The sequence below is a fragment of the Paenibacillus tabacirhizosphaerae genome, from assembly GCF_040812395.1.
GTDB lineage: Bacteria > Bacillota > Bacilli > Paenibacillales > NBRC-103111 > Paenibacillus_E.
In genome coordinates this window covers 21911-43001 of sequence record NZ_JBFNXH010000014.1, presented here as the reverse complement: position 1 = coordinate 43001, position 21091 = coordinate 21911, and the positions used below count along the sequence as shown (strand labels likewise).

The following is a 21091-nucleotide window of genomic DNA, read 5'->3' as shown; positions in this document are numbered from 1 at the left end:
GATTACCTCCTGGCTGATATGTAGGTAGACGAAGCCGTCAAATCCAGATTTCCTCTCAGCGTCGTCTCACTGTAAGCCGTTCGAAACAACCCCCGTTCCTGCAGGAGCGGTACGACGTCATCAACAAACGTGTTCAATCCCTGCGTCAGGTCAGGCAATTGAAGAAGAAACCCGTCGCTGCCATAGCTGTTGAACCAGTCTTCCATCCAATTCACGAGCTGTGCAGGCGTTCCGACGAACACCTGCGTGCCCTGCAGTTCAGCTGCCCGGCGTCCCAGTTCCCGAATCGTCAGCCCCTCTTCTCGTGCCAGCTCCGTTATGAAACGAAGCTTGCCGGTAATTTTAGCTTTGGAAATACCAGGGATTTCAGGCAGCGGTCCATCTAGCGGATATATTGCAACATCATGCCCTAACAGATCAGACAAGATGGCGAGTCCAGCCTCTGGATGAATAAGTTCCCGATAGGCAGCAGCTTTATCCCATGCTTCCTGCTCTGTCGCGCCAAGTATAGGCGATAGATTCGTTAATACTTTTAACTCATTGGAGGAACGGTGTGCGTCTGCAATCCGTTTGTGCAGCCGGGCGTAAAAAGCGGATGCCTCCCGTAACGAACGCTGAGGGCTAAAGAGGAGGTCAATACCTGTCACATCAACATGATTCGGATCCGCTAATATCTGAAGCTGTTCAATGCGAACGGGGGACCCTTGCGGGGGTCTCGGCACGCTTAAAGGACCCCGTACTTTGAAATGCTTCCCGGCATGGTGAATAAATTGAACTTTATTGGCGTCAAGGAATCGTCCGCTGGCTTTATCTACCAATAAGGCATCCTCTTGCCAACTATTCCAAAGACTCTTCGTCACGTGCGTAAACTCCTGCGTTCGCAAGAACCGCTGCTCTTCTGACAATTCGCCGGTTTCTCCGTCCTGGCGACGCTTTGGCTCGTAGTGTTCGGTTGGCTCCGGCTGCCACGCCGTACGTCCATTGCTGAGGTGATCCAGCACCGCCAACGTGCGGGCAACGGCATAAGGCTCGCTTGTCGCAATGGCGACAGAAGCGCCGATTCCGATTCGTTCCGTAACGGAAATCAGCGAAGAAATGAGCGTCAGCGGCTCGAATAAGGCGCCCGGCTCCCGGCCAGTCGACCGAAGCTTCTCCCCACTTCCGGTATGATCAAGAAAGAGCAAATCAAATTTGCCCCTTTCTGCGGTTTTAGCCAAATGATGATAATAATCCGGATGATTCCACTCCGCCCTTTCGGTTTGCGAATGGCGCCAGCTGCCGGGGGAATAACCGCCGTTTTGCAAAGAAAGCGCCACATGCAGCTGCCCTTGTCTTTTGTCCATAGGCTTATCTCCTTTCACATAGAAAAAGGCTAAGTTTATACGCATGCTTCTCGCAGCGCACAACTTAGCCTCTAGACTTCCAGTCAGCTAGTTCTACTTATAATTCATTGTATTCACATTGGAATTATAAGTATCATAATAGATCCTGTCGTCCATGTCTAATTGAAGTTTTCTATTCAAGCGCCTGCCGTTCGACTAAGAGCGTGCCGGCGCTTCCTCTTGTTTTTGGGGCGCAACCTTTGCTTGTTGATTCAGCTTATCAACATTCGCGACCCCACTGCTCACCCACAGGAGAATGGACAGCAAGTAACAGATTCCCGTAAACACGATGACCGCGCTAAATCCGTTAAAGTGAGCGTACAGAAGTCCCGCCACATAAGCCCCAATCGTGGTTGCCGTATACATGACGGCATTGGAAAGCGAGGCGATCGTCCCTCGCGCCGTTGACGACAATGTTTGAAGAAGCGACATCATAACCGGAAAGATCGTACCTGCAACCATGTAAATCAAGAAATAGGAGCCTTTCACAATGACCGACGAGGAGGCAAAATTAAGTCCTGCGTAAAGAACCAGCATGAGCACGATGCCAAGCGGCAGCGCGATATGCCGGCCAACCTTTGCCACAACATTGCTGCCAAAAAAGCTGCCGACGATGTTCCCCAGTCCCAGGAAAATCAATACCCCGCCAATTTGGGTAAGGCTCATGCCAAATTTATCAGCGAGCCACGTGCCTAGAAACGTAAATGCGGCAAAATTACCGGTTTGGAAGGCAAAATAGGCAAAGAACGACTTCTGCGACTTGCCTTCATTCAATAAAGCAGCGTAGCGTCCCGCAATGGAGGGCTGTTTACCTGAAACGGCAGGTTTAAAATCGGGCACGAACGTTACAATGAACAGCAGCAGGATGAGTGAGCAGCCGCCAATGATGAAGAAAGGCATGCTCCAGGATCCGACAGCCAGATAGGTGCCAATCGGAACCCCCAGGGTCTGCGAAACAGCCAGCCCCGCGGTTGCAATCCCCATCGATTTCACAATCTTATTCGGCGGAACCAGCATCGGAATGGTCGCCCATACTTGTGGCGACGTGAAAGCTGCGCAAATGCCCGCTAATGCACGGAACGCAATCATAGACCAGAAATCGAAGGCAAAGCCGCACAAAAAGGTCGATACTGCAAAGCCCAGCATGCCGTAAAACATGACCTTCCGGCGATTCCAACCGTCCGATAACGGCCCTGCAATCAGCGCGAACAATGCGTAGCCCAGCGCATAAGCTCCCATCATCCAGCCCGATGCTTCAATGCTGACCCCGAATTCGTTTCGTAGTGTCGGCAGCAAGGGGGATATTAGGAACGTATCCGTCCCGATGACAAACATAATTAAGAAATACAAGCTTAACACTTTAGCCATTGTGATTAACTCTCCTCATCTGAAATTGTGGTGCTCCACTCATCCCGCCCGTTAACCGAAAATTCAGGTGGCAACTTGCCTGCTTGGGGTGAACTCATGAAGAAATAGCTTTTGCAAATACTGTTTATACTCGCTTTTCGGCATCCGCTGAATATTCGCTTCCAACTGGGATAGCGAAATGTAGCCCATCCGATAAGCAATTTCCTCCAGACAAGCTATCTTTAATCCTTGTCTTTTCTCAATAGCCGCAACGAAACTGGAAGCTTCAAGCAAGCTTTCCGGTGTACCGGTATCCAACCAGGCAATCCCCCTGCCAATTAGCTCTACCTGCAGCAATTTTTGCTCCAAATACACCTTGTTAATGTCTGTAATCTCCAGTTCGCCTCGTTCGGAAGGCAGCAGATTTTTAGCGATGTCCAGGACATTATTGTCATAGACATACAATCCGGGAATCACGTAGTTCGATTTTGGGCGATCAGGTTTCTCTTCAATCCCGATAATTCGCTTGTTTTCGTCGAACTCAATAACCCCGTAACGTTCGGGGTCGTTGACCCAATAACCTAACACATGAGCCCCTTCTCTTCTCTCATGCATATTCCGAAGTTGGCTCTCGAATCCGTTCCCGTAGAAAATATTGTCTCCCAGTATGAGACATACGGAATCGCCCTTGATATAAGGTTCAGCGATCAGAAAGGATTGCGCGATGCCTTCCGGTTTCACCTGAATTTCAAAATGAATCTTGATCCCCAGATGCGAACCGTCACCGAGCAATCTTTGAAATAAGGGGAGATCGTGCGGTGTCGAAATCAGGACAACCTCGCGAATACCGGAAAGCATAAGCGTAGAAAGCGGATAATAAATCATCGGCTTATCGTAGATGCAAGCCAGATGCTTACTGGCAGAGCTCGTAATCGGATACAGCCTGGACCCTTGTCCTCCGGCGAGTAGAATGCCTTTCATCCTGCTAACACCTCCGTTTGCAAATAGTCCGGATTCGCTAAATACCATTGTACTGTTTTGCGCAGTCCGGTTTGGATCGTCTCAGACGGCTCCCATCCGAGCTCGGATCTGATTTTAGACGCATCGATGGCATAACGCAGATCATGACCGGGGCGATCCGCAACGAAGGTGATCAGATTCTTTAAGGCCCGGGGATCTTGATCTGTCAATTCGGCGAAGAGTTCGCATAATTCAATCGCGAGTTGAAGATTCGTTTTCTCATTGTTGCCTCCGATCAGATACGTTTCGCCTCTGCGTCCCTCATGAATGACTTTCCAGATGGCCTCGCAATGATCTTCGACATAGAGCCAGTCTCTGACGTTTCCCCCGATGCCGTAGATGGGAACGGGTTCGCCCAGCCTCAGCTTGCGAAGCACAGTTGGAATCAGTTTTTCGCCATGTTGAAAGGGGCCGTAATTGTTGGAACAATTCGTCACCGTAACCGGCAAACCATACGTATTTGCATAAGCTCCTACAAGATGATCGCTGCTTGCCTTCGAAGCGGAATATGGACTATTCGGCGCATAGGGCGATCGTTCAGTGAAATATCCCTCCTTTCCCAGAGTGCCAAACACTTCATCCGTGCTGACATGATGGAACAAATGATTGCCATTCTGCTTCCAGTGACGCCGCGCCTGTTCCAGCAGTTGATATGTGCCTACAACATTCGTCCACACAAATGCCTCCGGATCCGCAATACTGCGATCAACGTGGCTTTCAGCGGCAAAATGAACGATAATCTCAGGGTGATAGTTGCGGAAAATCGCCTCCACGCTGTGTTTATCGGCAATATCAGCAGCCTCGAAAACATAATTGGGAAGCTGCGACGTTTCTTTCAAATTGCCAATATTCCCGGCGTAGGTTAGCAAATCCACATTGAGAAACTCATGCTGAGGATTCTCTCGCACAAACCGATTTAAAAAATTGGCGCCAATGAATCCCGCCCCGCCGGTCACCAAGTACCTCATCTGTTTCACCGTCCTTAAATAATGTTTTCATTCAGATCCGACACCATATACTTCATAATCGTGTGCATATGAAACACTTCCGTGATATAGAACCACCATTGTCCTTCACGAATCATCACGTATTTTTTCAATGGATATTCGGTTTCGGAAAACTCGGCAGGATGAAACACAGTGTGATCCTTGTTAAAATCCTCGTAACCGGCGAACAGGATTTGCCTCCGATACTCCATTTCTTTGATCAGCTTGCCGAGAGGTATTGTCCCTTGTTGAAGCTGCTCCTGCAGCTTGCTGGAGATCACTTCCGGGTTGCCGAAAACCAGATTTGTTGAAATCACTTCATCCCGGTAATAAAGCGAGGTGACTCTGCGGATGAACGGCCCTGCGCCTTCAATCGGAAAATGATAGGCAGGCGGTAATTCGTTGCGAAATATCCAGCCTTGATCATGAACCTTTACTGTAACCTCGCCGCCTACAATCAATTCCAGCATCTTCGTGGTCGAACCGTCGCTCTGAAGAAGGATCTCCTCGAATCTTCCGCCTACGGATTTGCCTGATTTCCCTCGGTATTCAAACAAATAATCAGTATTGGCTCTCATTTTCCGATCCCTCCTGAATCTATATTTATGAAACGATTGCCGTCCAATAGCGGCTAAGCTTGCCATCCAGCATATAAGCGGCATGAAGGCAAATGAAGCCCTCATCGGTTGTGTCCGAAACGCCGCCCAACTGACGGCCGAAGCCGCCGTCCGGATTCTGGTGGGCGGCCATCCATGACTTGCAGGCTTCGGCATCATCCGGCAGCTCGCCCAGCAGATAAAGCGCTGCAATTGCATGATAGCTGCCAACAAAGCTGCGGGCGCGGCCCGGACGATAAACGAAACCGCCTTCGCTCGTTTGGCAGCTCTTTAACCACTGGGCTGTAAGCTCGGCATGCGGCGGTTCATAACCCAAGAGATACAGGGAGCTGATTGCTCTGTACGCGGAAAAAGTTTCCGTTGGGGCGCCCGGATGAATGCCATACGCTCCTTGCTCATCTGCGCAGGAAACAATAAATCGAACGGCTGCCGCTTTATCAAGCGGTTCTGCGCCTAATGCGGTAAGAGCTGCTACGGAGAGATTGGTATGCCAGACGTCGCTTCGATAACCAGGTGCATTGCCAAAGCCGCCGTCCGGATTCTGACAGCTCTGCAAGTATGTAATGCATGCCTCAGGCTGCGAAGGCAGTTCGCCCAAAATATAGAGCGATAAGACGCCGCAATACGTCGTGAACGATTCGCTCGGATGCCCTGGCTGTTCGCCAAAGCCGCCATCCGGATTCTGGCAGACGCGGATGGTGCTGGCTAAAAATGCCTGATCCGGAATTTCTTCTTTCAGGACATGGAAGTCAGCGAGCACATGAAGCGTCGAGAACACTTGACTGGATCGGTCCGAGCGAAACCCAAGCGGCGACCGATATGGCGTAAGGCCGTAGCCTCCGCCGCTCTTCGTCAATTTAAGCCATTTGATATAGCTTGGAATGTCAATGCGCGGATCCGTCAAAGACGTTAAGGAACTTTTGGCCTTCTCTTCCACGATCACTTCCCGGAGCGTGAGCGGCTCAGTATTCCGGATACTCTCGGAAGCAGCTTTCTCCAGCGAAGGATTACCGGCCGTTTCCAGTGCGAGTCCAACCCACGCTTGCGTATAAGCTTGCTTTTGCTGCAGCGGCACATAAGCAAAATTGCCGGCATGAAACGCGCCTGGCGTGTGCGGCGGCACCCAGAAATGCCTGCCTAGCGGAACTGTCGGATCAACAGGCGTTGAGAACCAGTTGCCTTGACCGAGAAACACACCGCCGGATCTTCTGTCTGTATAGAGATCAATAATGGTGAGTGCTGTTTTCGCAACAGCCTGATGCGCCGGTTTATTGCTTTGCTGGCTAATTTCATGCAAAGCAAGCAGCAAGATCGCATGATCGCTTACTTTAAGCACAGGAAATGGCGATGCGCTGCCAAAATACCCTTGAGTGCCATCGACTTGAACGGTCCCGTCCGATCTCGACCTATCCCAATAACCGCCATACATCGGGTGCGGCAAATGCTTGGCAATGAAGTCAATCAGCTGTTCAGCTATGAGAAGCAGATCGGGCCTCTGATGGCTTCGCGCATAGCGCGCCAGCGCAAAAGCGGCTAATGCTTGCGATTCAAGCCGTTTGCCGCCGAGCAGAATCGGATTTCCCTCAGCGGTCAGCTTATCGTGCGCGCCGCCATGCGTATCATCCAGGAACAATTGCAGGTTGGGCAGCAACTGGTCCCAGTACGCGCCTAAATCCAGATGCGGATGCAGATTTTCTGCCTTTTCCAGCGCAAGTACAGCAAGCGCGGCTGTTTTCAAATCGCGCTTGTCATCAAGCGGTCGGCTCCAGTCTCTGTCCAGCAATCGGGCAAAGCGATGTTCCCGAAGGGCGTCCAGAATCTTCTCTAATAAAAGCAAGCCTTCTTGCACGCGATCCGTCTGTTTAGCTTTGGATCCATACTCCAGGAAAGCAAGCGAAGCAAGCAGCTGATGACTGACCGTTTTGACGTAGCCTGGGGCATGGGGTCTCCAGTAACGATCCGTCAGCTCGACATACCCTGCATAATCAGGGTCTTTGAGCTTGGATAAGCTTTGAACCAAAGACGCGGTTTTCTCCAAATGAATGCTAGAATGAGTGAGCGCAATGACAGCCAATGCCTGATCCTCAAGCTGCTTGTCATCGCAAATAAAATCAACGCCGCTCGCGTCTACCGCTGTGAGTACGCCTCCGTGCGCATGATCAACCAACGCATTCCATAAATAGTCCAATTGACTCTCTCTTTGCAACGTTACACTCATCTCACACCTATCCTTTTCCGCTTATTTGTATGCGATATGCGTTTTCTGATCAGCTGGCCGCTTGCCCAAAAGAAACATGCTGATAGCGGCAATCAAGATGGCCGTACCACAAAACAGGCCGATGCCCATAAAATCAAATTGCAGGTACAGCCAACCGTTGATTGCAACGCCGAGCGTGGTTCCCAGATACATAGCGGAATTGTTTAAAGACATCACCGTGCCGCGGACGGACGGATCAAGTTCGCTGAGCACCGCGTTGAACGCGACAAGCGATGCGCCTCCGCTGAGCTGCCAAACAAAAATAAACATCAAGGCTAGCCCTAGAGATGCAGAGGCATAAGGCAAAGCAAACAGGCTGGCTGCCATCAGCAGCAAAAAAATCAAAGCTGTTTTACGCTTCCCCCATTGGTCGGATGTAAAGCCGCCTGCCAGATTGCCGGTTAAATTGCCTAGTCCGACTACGACAATAGAAACGCCGATATCGCTCAATGTCATATTGAAGTAATCTGATAAATATACCCCGATATAGGTGTACATGCCGAGACTTCCCATGCTCATGCCTAACATGACGCCTAGTCCGACTAACGCGCTTCGATTCCGAACGGCGCGCATTAAACGAGAAACAATGACGGCAGTAATGGATTCTTGCGCATCACCTTTCGTTAAAGCATGCTGCAACCGCGGAAAACCGAATATAAATGCGATGCCTCCCATTAAGGAAACAGCCGCTACAATGATGATGGAGGCACGCCATCCCCACAGCGAGGCAGTGAGTGCTGCCAGCGGCACGCCGAGAATTTGCGAGATTGAAAGCGCCGAAGTCACGATTCCCAGCACCTTTCCCCGCTTTTCATAAGGAAATAGATCGCCGATGGAAGCCCAAACTTGCGGAGACACCGCCGCAGCCGCTACACCAGATAAAGCCCGAAAAAGAAGCATGGACTCGTAATTCCAGGATAGCCCGCATAAGGTGGTGAAGATCGTAAAAGCAGTAATACCGCCTTGCAGCATACGCCTGCGTCCGATTCGATCGGAAAGCGGACCTAGCACGATTGCTGAAACTGCGTATGATAACGCATAGGCGAGAACAAAATGGCCGCCTGCGGCTTCTGTGACACCGAACGAATGGGCCAGCGTCGGTATGAATGGCGCGACAAGGAACGTATCGCAGCCGATCGCGAAGATGAGCACGAACATAATGGCCGTGATGCGAGCCTCTTGAACCGGAGCAGCCGGATTCATTACAGCGACACGGGTTGTGCCGAGGCAACGGCTGCCTGCTTTGCCGCCTTCCGAATCCATTCGGCGGCGCGCTGCGCGCCTTCAGTATCCGGGGCTACCTTCGCGTATGACGCATCCAGCTTCTCGACCTCTTGCGGATCGCTCAGCCGCAAAATCTTGCTCGTCAACGACTCGCTATCCAGCCCTAGCTGTACAACATATCCAAGCAGTTCTAAACGGCGGAAGGCTTCTAACTCGTGATATTCTTTTGGCGAACTAAGCAGAAATACCGTTGGAATTCGCAGTGCCGAAATCTCCGTCACCGTGATCCAGCCCGGGTGAGCCAGCACGACGTCCGCTGAGCGGAGCAGCGGAATCCAATTGGGCACGTAGGTTACGCAGACAACGCCTTCCGGAACCTCAATATTTTCGCGGGCGATGATAATTATTCTCGCTTGTGGAATCTTCTGTTTCAAGCGGGCAAATGTTTGTAAATAAGCTTCCTGCATAGCCACCATATTTTCACGGAACATCGAGGTGCCGCCCATTGTGGCAATGACCAGAAAGTCATCCTCGCCGATGCCGAATTGCTCACGCTCCTGGCGTTGGTTGAGCACCTTGTCGATGGGCCTGATCATGGGGCCGACAAACTGCATTTTGCCTTCATCAATGAGCTTATGGGCTAACGTACCTTGGTCGATTTGTGCCAAGTAGGGTTTGTCTGTCAATACATAGGTAGCAGACTGCGTAAGATTGTCGAATAGCTGGTTCAATACCGTGCGAATCTGCTGAAGCTCTTCGGAATGGATTTGAAATCCTGCTTGCAGCAACTCTTCATCGGTAGTGCTCGTAATTGTGAAGTTGTACCTTTCAGTCACAAGCACGCTGGGAATTCCGGCAATTTGCGCTGCGGCCAGCGCGCTGAAGTCATAGTCCGACACAACAACGTCAGGTCTTGATTGCAGCAACAGATTGGTTAAGCGCAGGATGCGCTGAGAATTATAAAACGTTGGTGAAAGATAGCCCTCTAGCATAGTAGTCCAATCTAAATAGTCGGATAAATGAGAGTGCTTCGCGTGATCAACTGCTTTTTTCGGGGATAAATCCGTGACCTTCACGCCAATTTCATCGAAAAGCGGTGTAAATATCGATTGCAGCGAACCTAAGTAAACTTCGATTTCAAGGGAAGCATCTAAGCGCAGCAGCGCCTTGGCTAAAGCATAGATTCTCATATTATGGCCTGAACCTGTTACAATAGGAATTAAGGTTATTCGCAAATGCATCATCTCCGTTTATTATTGGATAGGGCTGGCCTCAAGAACCGCGGCTTTGGCTGGAACGCCTGACACGGTTTCGTAAGGACCTACATTTTTTATAACTAGTGACCCCGGTAGAACGGTAGCCCCTTCGCCTATGGTTACACCTCCTATGATGATACTTTCATTGCCAATACGCGCATTGGACGCGATCACGATTGGCTGTCTCAGCTGCGGCAAGCTCAGTAAGCCGTAATCATGCGTTGTCGTTACCATAAGCACGTCATCGCCAATATGGACATGATCCCCAATATGGATCCCTCCAAGAGCCTCAAGAATGACGCGGTCTCCAATCTCGACATGGGCGCCTGCATGAATGCCGCCATTCCCTTCCGCATTCGTCCGTCCGATTAGCATACATTGATGTCCGACTCGCAGGCGGTCGCCCGATTGCACCGTCGCGGTAATGAAATTCCCCTCGCCAATTTGAGCATCTTCGTTATATGCAGGAGTCGTAACGGGTTGATGACGAATGAATGCCAAGAAATCAGCGAACTCCGGTATACCGTCCTTGATCACCTCGCGCTTTCTCAATAGTTTTGCCGGCTTTCCCGCGGCAATCGTATAGTCCGGCACATCCGCAGTGACGTGGCTGCCGGCTCCGACAACTGCGCCTTCGCCAATCCGCACGCCAGGGTCCACTGTGACGCCGGCGCCAAGCCAACTATATGCTCCGACAGAGATCGGATTCGCCTCCGTGCCGAGCAATCGGCATTTGGCTCCCAGCATAGATGCCTCGTACAACTCTGCATATAGCAGCTGGCACTGAAATCCAATAAAGATGCCGCCACTGATGCGGGAATGGGCAATACGCGTGCCTCTGCGAATCCAACTGCAACGATCATTGATGTAGGAGCTTACCACAATAACGGTAGGTTCAACCCATGTGGAAACGTGTTTATTCATGCCTCCTCTCCTCCTCCTCGCATTGTTGGTTAATTCTGTATGTGATAAAAAACATAACATTATAAAATGCGATAGTCAATAATTATGTTATAGTTTCTATGCACAAAAAATGTTCACTCTTTCCAATAGTGTCGCTGTTAAGCCGATTAGGTTATAATGATTCGTAGATCCCCCATAGGCTGAGGTGTCCTCCATGTTGTCTTTAGAAAAACAAATTCTGTATATGATTCGGCATCGACGCGAAATGACAACTTCCGAAATGATTCATATTTATAAAGAACGCGGGAAAAGCGAACAGATTATCCGCAACACGCTTTCTTCCTTGAAGCAAAAGGGCTATATAACCGCAGAAGATCGCACCTACACGATTACGGATGCTGGGTTGCACGTCATCTTAAGTCTGCAAATCAAAATGAACGGCGGCGAACAACCTTGGGATGGGCGCTGGCATCTTGTTATGTTCAGCTTCCCTGAGCAGCAGCGATCGCTCCGCAATGCGTTCCGCCGTGAGCTGGTTGGCATCGGATACGGACTTCTGTATGATGGCGTGTTCATTTGTCCCTTTAACCGGCAAGAAGCCGTTCTCGCGTTCGCTGAGCGGCACGAATTAGAATCCATGATCCGCATGGTCCATGGCGATATGGATTTTGGCGGTGTCACGCCATCGCAAGCGCTGCACATATGGCCGATCCTCGCCATTCAAGAAAAATACGAGAAATTTATTGCATGGGCCGCTACTAAGCAAAATCAATTGAGCCTAACGTTAGAGCATGAATCTTCAAGTTCTGCTTGGAAAATATTGCTTGAAATTTTAGAGCTAGGCGAAGCTTTTGGCGAAATATTGCTGGAAGATCCCTTTCTTCCCCAAGACCTTCTGCCCGGCGACTGGGCGATGAAGCTGGCTTGGGATGCATACAACCAGTATCTGCAACAGCTGATTCCACACCTGCAGGAAGACACCGAGCTGCTCTCCCTGATCTTACCCACTTCCTGATTCCATAGCGTCAAGAAGCCCTCCGTGCTTATCATGGAGGGCTTCTTGCTTCTTGATGTTTTTAATTATTGTTGGATATCCCACTCTTGGACATTATTGAACATGCCGATTCGCAGCGGTTTACCGCCGATGACTTGTTTGTTAACCGCCTGCAATCTCCTCTCGGAATATATACCTAGCGCAGGCAAGTCGTTATGAAGCACTTCCTGAAGCTGATTGTAAATTTCTTTCCGCTTATTCGGAATGACCTCCGTTTCGCCTTTGAGGATTAAATCGTCGGCAAGCGGGTTCTTGTATTTGAACCAGTTGTTCGGACCATCACTTTTGAAAAATGTGAAATACGAGCTTGGTTCCACGTAGAACCCGCGGTTAAAGATCGTTAAATCAAACTCAACTTTACGGACTTTTTGAATCAGCGTCGGGAAATCGTATTTCTGCACCTCAATTTTCAGACCTACCGCCTCCAAATTTTGTGCCAAAATATCTGCTGCCTGCTCACGAATCTTATTGCCGACGGGAATTAAGAATACAAGCGGCTTGCTGAAGTCCCACTTTGCTTCCTGCAGCAGCTTCTTCGCTTTTTCAGGATCGTAAGTATACGATTCAATCTTTGTATTGGCATAGGGATGCGTGGGGGGCAACGCCCCATCAACGACTTCTCCCTGCCCTTTCAACAACTGTTCCACAATAAGTTTGCGATTAAGCGCATAGGCGATGGCCTGACGAGCTTTTTCAGGAATTTTCTCCGTATTGAAAAACAGTTCAACGGGCTCCGTAGGTTCGGACGTTGTCACATCGATGTTCGGTAAACCCTTCACTTTCTCATAATCGGTAATAGGAATAAGTCCGAAAGGCAGGGAATTCATATGAATTTCGCCTGTTTGAAGTTGGGCGACCAGGTTTGTGGCTGGCAGTACCTTAACGAAAATTTTATCAAGCTTAGGCACGCCTAAATAATAATTCGTGTTTTTCGAAAGTTCTGTGTAGGAACCTTTGACGAATTTACTCAATTTAAATGCGCCGATTGTCACTTCCGGATTTTGAAAGTATGGGTTTGTATTGATTTGCTCAGGCGGGATATCCTTCAAAATGTGCTTAGGCAGAAAATAAATCTTCGTCGCGAACCGTTCTTTGAACACGAGCGGATCGACGGGCGTCTTCGTTCGGATTTCAAAGGTTTTGTCATCGATGATGTTCAGGCCGCTAATGTCTGTTTTACCCTCGTCCAGCTTTCCTGCGGCATTCAAGCCTTCAATAAAATTGAAGGTAAAATTGGTGTCGACCTTCGCATGCAAGGCGGTTCTCAATGTAAATTCAACATCTGCCGCCGTGAAAGGCTGACCGTCGTTCCACTTGGCTGCAGGGTTCAATTTGACGGTATACGTCTGGTTGTCTTTCGTTTCAACGGACTGGGCGATTTTCGGTAAAAACTCAAGCTTATCATTAACATCCATTAATGAATCGTTATACAAGCTGTAAACGACAGCGGATGCTCCGTCGCTTTGAGTGTTTATTTGGTTGACGCTTGCGGGCGGATTCACTGTGGCGACGTAGAGAATTTTTTCTGCTTGGGCGTTGCCGCTCTGTCCCTTCGCAGCTTCCGCAGCAGGCGGAGAAGCTGCGGCCGTCGGCGTTGCCGGCGGAGTGGAAATCGACGAAGCGCAAGCCGAAAGGAGAAGCACCAGTGCTATGAAAACAGAAAATAAGGTGGATCGGTATGACCGCTTAAAAAATCTCATTACAATCAATCACTCCTTCTGAGGTTAAATGTTCTATATTTGATGATCAAGCCAAAAAAATATGAAAAGCTGAGGTTTTTCCTCCCTTCGGCGCCTCCCTCCTCTTAACTTCGTTCTCCTTGCAACGCTTCGTGTTGATATAGGTTAATTCGTATTATTCCTATGATTTATATATGAATTATCCTAAAATTTACCACTCGTCCTTCTATCTGTCAATTGAAATATTGGAACCTATCGTATTTATTGACTTCCGGCACTATAATAGATGTGTTAGCATTCTTTCATTTTTACCAAGGAGCGTTCCAATGACTCTTCCCGTATTAAACGATGAACAATGGCTGAAGCTGCTTGAAGCCATATCAGTAACCTTCAATGAAGTTACACTCAGCCGAGGGTTTACTTACTATAAACAACAACGGGTAGCCTCGCTGTCCCTGTCAGATAACCGAACAGTTCTAGCGAAAGTAGACGGTTCGGAGGACTATAGCATCACTCTCACTTTGGAGAAGATTCAGTCAAGCCGCTGTTCGTGTCCGGTCCACACCTCATGCAAACACATGGCAGCCGTGTTGATGGAACTTGCAGATCGGATGGGTTACCCCGTTTCACAAATTGTAAACGCCAAACATTATCTCAAAAGATCCACAACTATTTCCACCGCGGAGCAGGATCTCATGCAATTACCTGCTAAGGATGTAACCGGCTGGCACCAATTTTTGCATATTTTCACGTCCTCCATTAAGCCTTCCTATGATCAAGGCTATTATTCGGATATGCTGCGCAATCATTTGCAATCCCTTCGGAAGATCTCGCTTCCTTTTACGGATACCGACCGCATCTATTTTGATCTGCATCAAGAGTTATTTATCCTTAGGAAAATAAAAGAGCAGCACGCACAAGGTGGCGTAAGTTACTTTTCCTCTTCCTTTGTGTACCGGTTATACGATGAGATTCAAGCTTGGCTGAAACAACATTCAGCTGCATTCCGTTTGACTCAGTCAAGTGAGCGCTTCGCACAAACGTTAAGCTATTTAAGACAGCAAATGGCTGAAGAATTACGGCATACGTACCAGAGTTATGGCGTATATACGAAGCTGTGGAAAATAGGGGTAACCGGTCATCCCGAAGTTGAACAATGGCTAACAGTCGAAATGGACGCTCTGAAACAGTTGTTAAGTGACTCTTCTTCCCCTTCGCTTAAAGCCGCTATGGCATTCATGCATTTGCAAGCGTCCAGGAGCAGGGATGCTTGGAAGGCTTTAGAAGAGAGCGGTACATTGAAAGAAGCGCCGGTTGCTCTGTTTATGCCTTTCCTTGACCATCTCGATGAAACTCAAAATGGGGAAGATCTCCTGTATTGGTTACAAAACTCGGCACCTTATTTCTCTGGCAAAAAGGCGAATGACCTCAATGCTTACTTGGGTTATTGGAAAAGGGTCATTGAACACTTTCCTGAGGCGGAGGAAATCTTATGGCGGATTCTGGAGGAGATGCTTCCTCATTCTTTGAAGCCCATTGAGGAATTGGTGTACGAACAAAGAAAATGGAAGATTTGGGTAGAGATGCAAATCGTCCAAGGACATGATCCGCTCTACCATCGGGTTAGCGTTTTGCAGCCAATCGAAAAAGAATCTCCACACTTGCTTCTCCCCTACTACCATCAAGCTGTGGACCATTATGTTTCCTTAAAAAACAGGCATGATTATAAATTGGCGGTCAAGCTGCTTAAACGACTGGAGAAGGTATATAAAAGGATGAAGCAAGCCGGGCGCTGGGAAATCTTCTTGGCAGGCTTTGCGGAACGCCATAGCCGTCTGCGAGCGCTGCATGAAGAGCTGAAGAAAGGAAAGCTGTTAGCATGAACGCACTTTTGTATGAGATGACGTTATTTGTAAATTTAACCGAGAGCGGAGATGCATTACTTTGGGGACAACAGGACGGACGCGATGTATCAGGCGATAAATTCCGAAAGGTTTTGTTCGCGTGGCACGAGCCATCCTTCTATGGAACCGTACTGGACGTGCAGCAAGCGGGTGAAATCACAGTCACGATCCTGCCAGCGGAGATGGTGCTCCCTTTCTTTGCTGAGCCGCTATTCATGGACGTCCTTAGCTGGGCTGGCGGCAACGAAGCGGCTAAGACTATACTCCAGGTTGCGAAAGTACTCTATCAAGAAGCAATAGAAGGTCGTTACGCGCCAAGCTACCAAGCTTTCCGAAATGGCAAGCTGCAATGGACTTGGGATGCCGAGTCGGATGCTCTGCAGAAGCTTGATTGGGAAAAGGTAAGCAGCTCGGCTGGTTTAGGCGAAGATCTATCAGGATTGCGCGCCGCCTTCTCCGCTGTGGTTTCAGCGGAGCATTATGCAAGTGATGCGGCCCTTTCGGATCTTCGCCGGGAATATCCTGCGTTATTCCAGGAGGCAAAAGCGGCAGCGGCCCTATCGTCTGACGCCTACTCGGAAGAAGAATGGCTCGTTGCACTGGGCTGGCGGCCTGATATGGCTCCCTTCCGCCCTGCTCTGCAGTTGATGGAGCCTGATGAGATCGAAGAAAACTGGCGGCTACGCTTGGTACTTCAGGATAAGCATGAAGCAGCGGTACTCAAGCCGATTCGCCTTACCGCTTCCGGGCTGGCTTCCGGCACTTGGGCTGCTGATTGGAGTCCATATATTCAGGAGCGTTCTCTGGGCTGGGCAACTAGACTACAGGCGGTCCTGCCTGACTGGAACAGCGGTGGCGAGCTCTTTGCCAAGCCATTAAGCGACGAAGCCGCTTGGACATTCCTGACAACAGCAAGCCGCCAATTGTTGAACGACGGCTGGAGTGTCATGCTGCCCAGCTGGTGGGAAGCGGCTTCGAAACGCAAACCGCGGTTAAGCGCGCGGGTATCCCCAGGCGCCGGCGGGAAAAACCAGTCGCTCTTTGGCCTGAACGCTTTGGTAGACTTCGACTGGCGCATTGCCATTGGCGATACGGACCTGAGCGAAGCCGAATTCGCGAGTCTGCTCAGCCGCAATGAACGGCTTATTCGCTTTCGCGGACAATGGGTTTACTTGGATCCGGCTCTCATGGAGCAGATCCGTAAGCTCATGGCAAGCGTGAATCCGGAAGATGGCTTGTCCTTACAGGATGTTATTCAACTGCATTTATTAACTGAACTGGAGAAAAGCAAGCCGCTGAACGATAACCCATCCGAGGAAGAAGATGCTGAAAGCGAGCAACGGCTGAAACTGGAAGTCGAACTGAATGCTCACCTGTTAGCGCTGCTGCGTCAGCTTGGACAGCCTTCGGAATTGAAAGTGCTTGACGTACCCAAAGGGCTTCATGCGGAACTGCGCGGCTATCAAGTGGAAGGGTTCACGTGGTTGAGCTTCCTGAGACAAAACGGGCTTGGCGCCTGTTTAGCCGATGACATGGGCCTTGGGAAAACGATACAATTCATCACCTACTTACTGCATCATCGCGAAGAATCGGAGCATCCTGCCCTGCTCGTCTGCCCCACATCCGTACTGGGCAACTGGCAGAAGGAAATCGCCCGCTTCGCTCCCGACTTGAGGGTTCATCTTCATTATGGCAAGGGACGCTTAAGCGGCGAGCCTTTCACAGCGGCTTTGTCAGATGTGGATGTTGTGATTACCTCTTATACGACGGCACTGCTAGATCAAGACAACCTACAAGAAATCATGTGGAGCTCCCTCTGTCTGGACGAAGCCCAGAACATCAAGAATGCCCAAAACAAGCAATCGGGCGCTGTACGATCCTTCCAGGCAAAGCACCGCATAGCGTTGACAGGAACACCCATTGAGAACCGTCTTTCCGAGCTCTGGTCGATTTATGATTTCCTTAATCCCGGTTACCTGGGGAACCAGCGCGGGTTTCAGCATCGGTTCGCGAATCCGATTGAGAAGCACCATGACGAGGAGCGAACCGCGCAGCTCCAGAAGCTGGTCAAGCCTTTTATGCTGCGCAGAAAAAAGAAAGATCCCGCGATTCAGCTCGATTTGCCGGATAAGCTGGAGATGAAAGTCTATATCAACTTGACCGCCGAGCAAGGAGCGCTCTATGAGCAGGCCGTCAAGGACCTCATGGCCCGTATGCAAAAGCTGGAAGGCATGGAGCGCAAAGGCGCGATTCTAGCTGCCTTAACCCAGCTGAAACAGCTTTGCAACCATCCTGTGCTGCTCACGAAGGAGGCAGGCCTATCGGAGGACGCTTTGCGATCCGAAGACAATCGAGAAGCATTCATCACAAGATCAGCAAAGCTGGAGCGTTTAGTTGCAATGGTCAGCGAGCTTCGGGACGAAGGCGATTCCTGCCTGATTTTCACTCAATACGTTGGCATGGGTCGTCTCATTGCTGACATTTTGCAAGCCCATCGAGGCGAGAATGTGCTGTACCTCAACGGCAGCACGCCTAAAACAGAACGCGACAAGATGATTGATACATTCCAGTCATCAGAAGCTTCGAGTCCCGGAATTTTTGTGTTATCGCTGAAAGCTGGCGGGGTCGGACTCAATTTGACCGCAGCCAACCATGTCTTTCATTTCGACCGCTGGTGGAACCCTGCCGTAGAGAATCAGGCCACAGATCGTGCCTACCGGATGGGACAAACTCGCAATGTACAAGTGCATAAGTACATCTCTCTTGGCACCTTGGAGGAGCGGATTGACGAGATGCTTGAAAGCAAGATGAGCCTCAGTGAGAACGTCATCTCAACCTCTGAAGGCTGGATTACGGAACTCTCGAACGAGGAGCTGCGCGATTTGTTTACGCTGCGTCAAACATGGTAAGTTCATCTTAATCCAAGTTTCACAAACACCCTTCTATAGGCGAACACATAGGATACCTTATTGGATTCTAATTTCATCTGAAGGGCAGGAATTTCCGCATGGCGACTTCCTATATGGATTACACCTCACCAAACGCGCAGTTCACATATGATTTGAACAATACGGTGTTTTACAAGAAAAATAACCGAAATACGATTAATGAGCTGTCCATTCACCAACTCAACACATTAGGCAACACCTCATTACTGGATATTTACTTAAGCACTGGCGGGGTAGTCGAACCTCATATCCATCAAAATGCCTCTGAGCTCGTTTATTGTATTGCCGGCGCCGCTGTTGTCTCGTTAATCAATCCATTTACAAAAGAGCTTCTCAACTTCCCGATAACTCCCGGGCAAGTTGCGAATGTACCCCAAGGGTGGTGGCATTATGAGATTGCCTCTGTAGATGATACCCATCTGCTCGCCATCTTTGATGCGCCTGTGCCTGAAGCCATCTTTGGATCCGATATTTTCAGGCTGACACCGGCCAGTGTATTAGCCCATACCTATTGCCTCAATGAAGCGGCTGTCAAACAAGCCTTTGCTCCAATTACAGAAACCGTCGTCATTGGGCCGCCAAGCAACTGCAAAAACAAGCAAACTCGCTTTGAACCGCACGACAGGCAGCAAAGCGCACAGCCAGTGCGAGAAATGCAACGGGATCCGATCCATCAAGCGCCTTACTATCAGAATCAAAGTTTTGGCTCGCAGTCGCAGCGCCCTCTTCCCTATCCCGGTTATCCGTATCAACAATCGCATCGCTGAATTTACCCCCCTAGCAGCTCGAGTCCTTTGTCTGAGCTGCTAGGGGGGTATTTCGTTTGTAGGTTGCCGGGTTCCGCGCTTCAACATTTTTACGATTGAGTTGTCTGCACCTTAGCGCTTATAATAAAACGAGTAAAAAGTTTAAAAGAAAAGGTGTCATGCATGAGTATATTAAACGTAGAACGATTAAGTCATGGTTTCGGAGATCGCGCGATCTTCAACGACGTATCCTTCCGCCTCCTCAAAGGCGAGCACATCGGGCTTATTGGGGCTAATGGCGAGGGTAAGTCCACATTTATGAACATTATTACAGGCAAGCTTCAACCGGATGACGGCAAAGTCGAATGGTCCAAACGCATGCGCGTTGGCTATCTCGATCAGCACGCGGTACTGAGCAAAGGTTTATCCATCCGCGACGTCTTGAAGGGAGCCTTTCAATACCTGTTCGATATGGAACAAGAAATGAACGACATGTACGCCAAGATGGGCGACGTATCGCCGGAAGAACTTGAGGCGCTCCTTGAAGATGTCGGAACGATTCAGGATACCTTAACGAATCAGGATTTCTACATGATCGATGCCAAAATTGAAGAAACGGCTCGAGGTCTTGGACTAACTGATATCGGGCTGGATAAAGACGTAAACGAGCTTAGCGGCGGCCAGCGGACAAAGGTACTGCTGGCGAAACTGCTGCTTGAAAAGCCGGACATCCTCCTCCTTGACGAGCCGACGAACTATCTCGATGAGCAGCATATCGAATGGTTGAAACGTTACCTGCAAGAATATGAGAATGCCTTCATTCTCATTTCGCACGATATTCCATTCCTGAACAGCGTAATTAACCTGATCTACCATATGGAGAATCAGGAGCTTAACCGCTATGTTGGCGATTACGATTATTTCATGCAAGTCCATGAAATGAAAAAGCAGCAGCTTGAATCGGCGTACAAGCGCCAGCAGCAGGAAATTGCGGATTTGAAAGATTTCGTAGCCCGGAACAAAGCAAGTGTCGCGACGCGGAACATGGCGATGTCCAGACAAAAGAAGCTCGACAAGATGGATGTCATCGAGCTTGCGAAGGAAAAACCGAAGCCGCAGTTCAATTTCAAAGAGGCGAGAACGTCCGGCAAGCTGATTTTTGAAGCTACGGATCTCGTCATCGGGTATGAAGAGCCGCTGTCAAGACCGCTTAACCTCCGAATGGAGCGCGGTCAGAAGATCGCTCTAGTCGGTGCCAACGGGATCGGTAAAACGACGCTGTTGCGGAGTATTTTGGGTGAGATCAAGGCGCTTTCCGGCTCCGTACAGCTAGGTGAAAACCAGCATATCGGCTATTTCCAACAGGAAATGAAGGATGCCAATTACAATTCCTGCATCGAGGAAGTATGGAACGAATTCCCTTCCTACTCGCAATTCGAAGTACGCGCGGCTCTTGCCAAATGTGGACTCACAACCAAGCATATCGAGAGCAAGATTGCCGTGTTGAGTGGCGGTGAGAAAGCAAAGGTGCGTCTCTGTAAGCTGATCAATCGCGAAACGAATCTGCTCGTGCTCGATGAGCCTACCAATCACCTGGACGTGGATGCCAAGGATGAGCTGAAGCGCGCCCTCAAAGCCTATAAAGGCAGCATCCTGCTCATTTCCCATGAACCGGAATTTTATCGTGATGTCGTAACAGACACATGGAATTGTGAATCCTGGACAACAAAAGTATTTTAAAAAGAGGTTTGAGTTTATCCAGCCTGTC

Annotated in this window: 15 protein-coding genes; 5 read left to right on the top strand and 10 right to left on the bottom strand. The window is 49.6% G+C overall.

All coding sequences use genetic code 11. The annotated features are described in order from the left end of the window. Positions 1-2: 2 nt before the first annotated feature. The 9 genes from ABRS97_RS21240 to ABRS97_RS21200 form a co-directional block, all read right to left on the bottom strand. Positions 3-1343, bottom strand: coding sequence for an NtaA/DmoA family FMN-dependent monooxygenase (locus tag ABRS97_RS21240; protein WP_367817308.1), 1341 nt, complete (start codon positions 1341-1343; stop codon positions 3-5). A 195-nt stretch (positions 1344-1538) separates the two neighbouring features. Beyond that, positions 1539-2750, bottom strand: a complete 1212-nt coding sequence (locus tag ABRS97_RS21235; protein WP_367817306.1) for an MFS transporter — start codon at positions 2748-2750, stop codon at positions 1539-1541. Positions 2751-2813: 63 nt separating this feature from the next. Beyond that, complete coding sequence (gene rfbA / locus ABRS97_RS21230; protein ID WP_367817304.1) at positions 2814-3710, bottom strand: glucose-1-phosphate thymidylyltransferase RfbA; 897 nt, start codon at positions 3708-3710, stop codon at positions 2814-2816. Further along, a complete protein-coding gene (rfbB, locus tag ABRS97_RS21225) occupies positions 3707-4717 on the bottom strand; it encodes a dTDP-glucose 4,6-dehydratase (RefSeq protein ID WP_367817302.1) in 1011 nt (336 codons plus the stop codon). The genes rfbA and rfbB overlap by 4 nt, the downstream gene beginning before the upstream one ends. A 14-nt stretch (positions 4718-4731) precedes the next feature. After that, complete coding sequence (locus ABRS97_RS21220) at positions 4732-5313, bottom strand: chorismate--pyruvate lyase family protein (RefSeq protein WP_367817300.1); 582 nt, start codon at positions 5311-5313, stop codon at positions 4732-4734. Between the two features lie 25 nt (positions 5314-5338). After that, entirely contained in the window at positions 5339-7570 is a 2232-nt protein-coding gene (locus ABRS97_RS21215) for a prenyltransferase/squalene oxidase repeat-containing protein (RefSeq protein ID WP_367817298.1), read from the bottom strand. Positions 7571-7591: 21 nt separating this feature from the next. Continuing rightward, positions 7592-8872 carry an MFS transporter gene (locus ABRS97_RS21210; protein WP_367817297.1) on the bottom strand — a complete coding sequence of 427 codons (1281 nt, stop codon included), beginning with the start codon at positions 8870-8872 and terminating at the stop codon, positions 7592-7594. Next, complete coding sequence (locus ABRS97_RS21205) at positions 8812-10068, bottom strand: glycosyltransferase family 28 protein (RefSeq protein WP_367817296.1); 1257 nt, start codon at positions 10066-10068, stop codon at positions 8812-8814. Before ABRS97_RS21205 ends, ABRS97_RS21210 begins: the two co-directional genes overlap by 61 nt. Before the next feature lie 18 nt (positions 10069-10086). After that, positions 10087-11013 (bottom strand): acyltransferase, encoded by a 927-nt coding sequence (locus tag ABRS97_RS21200; protein ID WP_367817294.1) that lies wholly within the window; start codon positions 11011-11013, stop codon positions 10087-10089. Between the two features lie 193 nt (positions 11014-11206). Between ABRS97_RS21200 and ABRS97_RS21195 the strand changes: the two genes are divergently transcribed. Further along, positions 11207-12007, top strand: a complete 801-nt coding sequence (locus ABRS97_RS21195; protein WP_367817292.1) for a PaaX family transcriptional regulator C-terminal domain-containing protein — start codon at positions 11207-11209, stop codon at positions 12005-12007. 65 nt (positions 12008-12072) lie between these two features. On the opposite strand, the gene ABRS97_RS21190 is transcribed toward ABRS97_RS21195, so the two are convergent. After that, positions 12073-13746, bottom strand: coding sequence for an ABC transporter substrate-binding protein (locus ABRS97_RS21190; protein WP_367817290.1), 1674 nt, complete (start codon positions 13744-13746; stop codon positions 12073-12075). A gap of 305 nt (positions 13747-14051) precedes the next feature. Between ABRS97_RS21190 and ABRS97_RS21185 the strand changes: the two genes are divergently transcribed. From ABRS97_RS21185 to ABRS97_RS21170, 4 genes are all read left to right on the top strand, one after another. Further along, positions 14052-15608 (top strand): SWIM zinc finger family protein, encoded by a 1557-nt coding sequence (locus tag ABRS97_RS21185; RefSeq protein WP_367817288.1) that lies wholly within the window; start codon positions 14052-14054, stop codon positions 15606-15608. Further along, complete coding sequence (locus ABRS97_RS21180; RefSeq protein WP_367817286.1) at positions 15605-18538, top strand: DEAD/DEAH box helicase; 2934 nt, start codon at positions 15605-15607, stop codon at positions 18536-18538. Before ABRS97_RS21185 ends, ABRS97_RS21180 begins: the two co-directional genes overlap by 4 nt. Positions 18539-18636: 98 nt before the next feature. Continuing rightward, on the top strand, positions 18637-19344 hold the full coding sequence (locus ABRS97_RS21175; protein WP_367817284.1) for a cupin domain-containing protein: 708 nt from the start codon (positions 18637-18639) through the stop codon (positions 19342-19344). Positions 19345-19506: 162 nt separating this feature from the next. Next, a complete protein-coding gene (locus ABRS97_RS21170) occupies positions 19507-21063 on the top strand; it encodes an ABC-F family ATP-binding cassette domain-containing protein (RefSeq protein ID WP_367817282.1) in 1557 nt (518 codons plus the stop codon). Positions 21064-21091 lie beyond the last annotated feature (28 nt).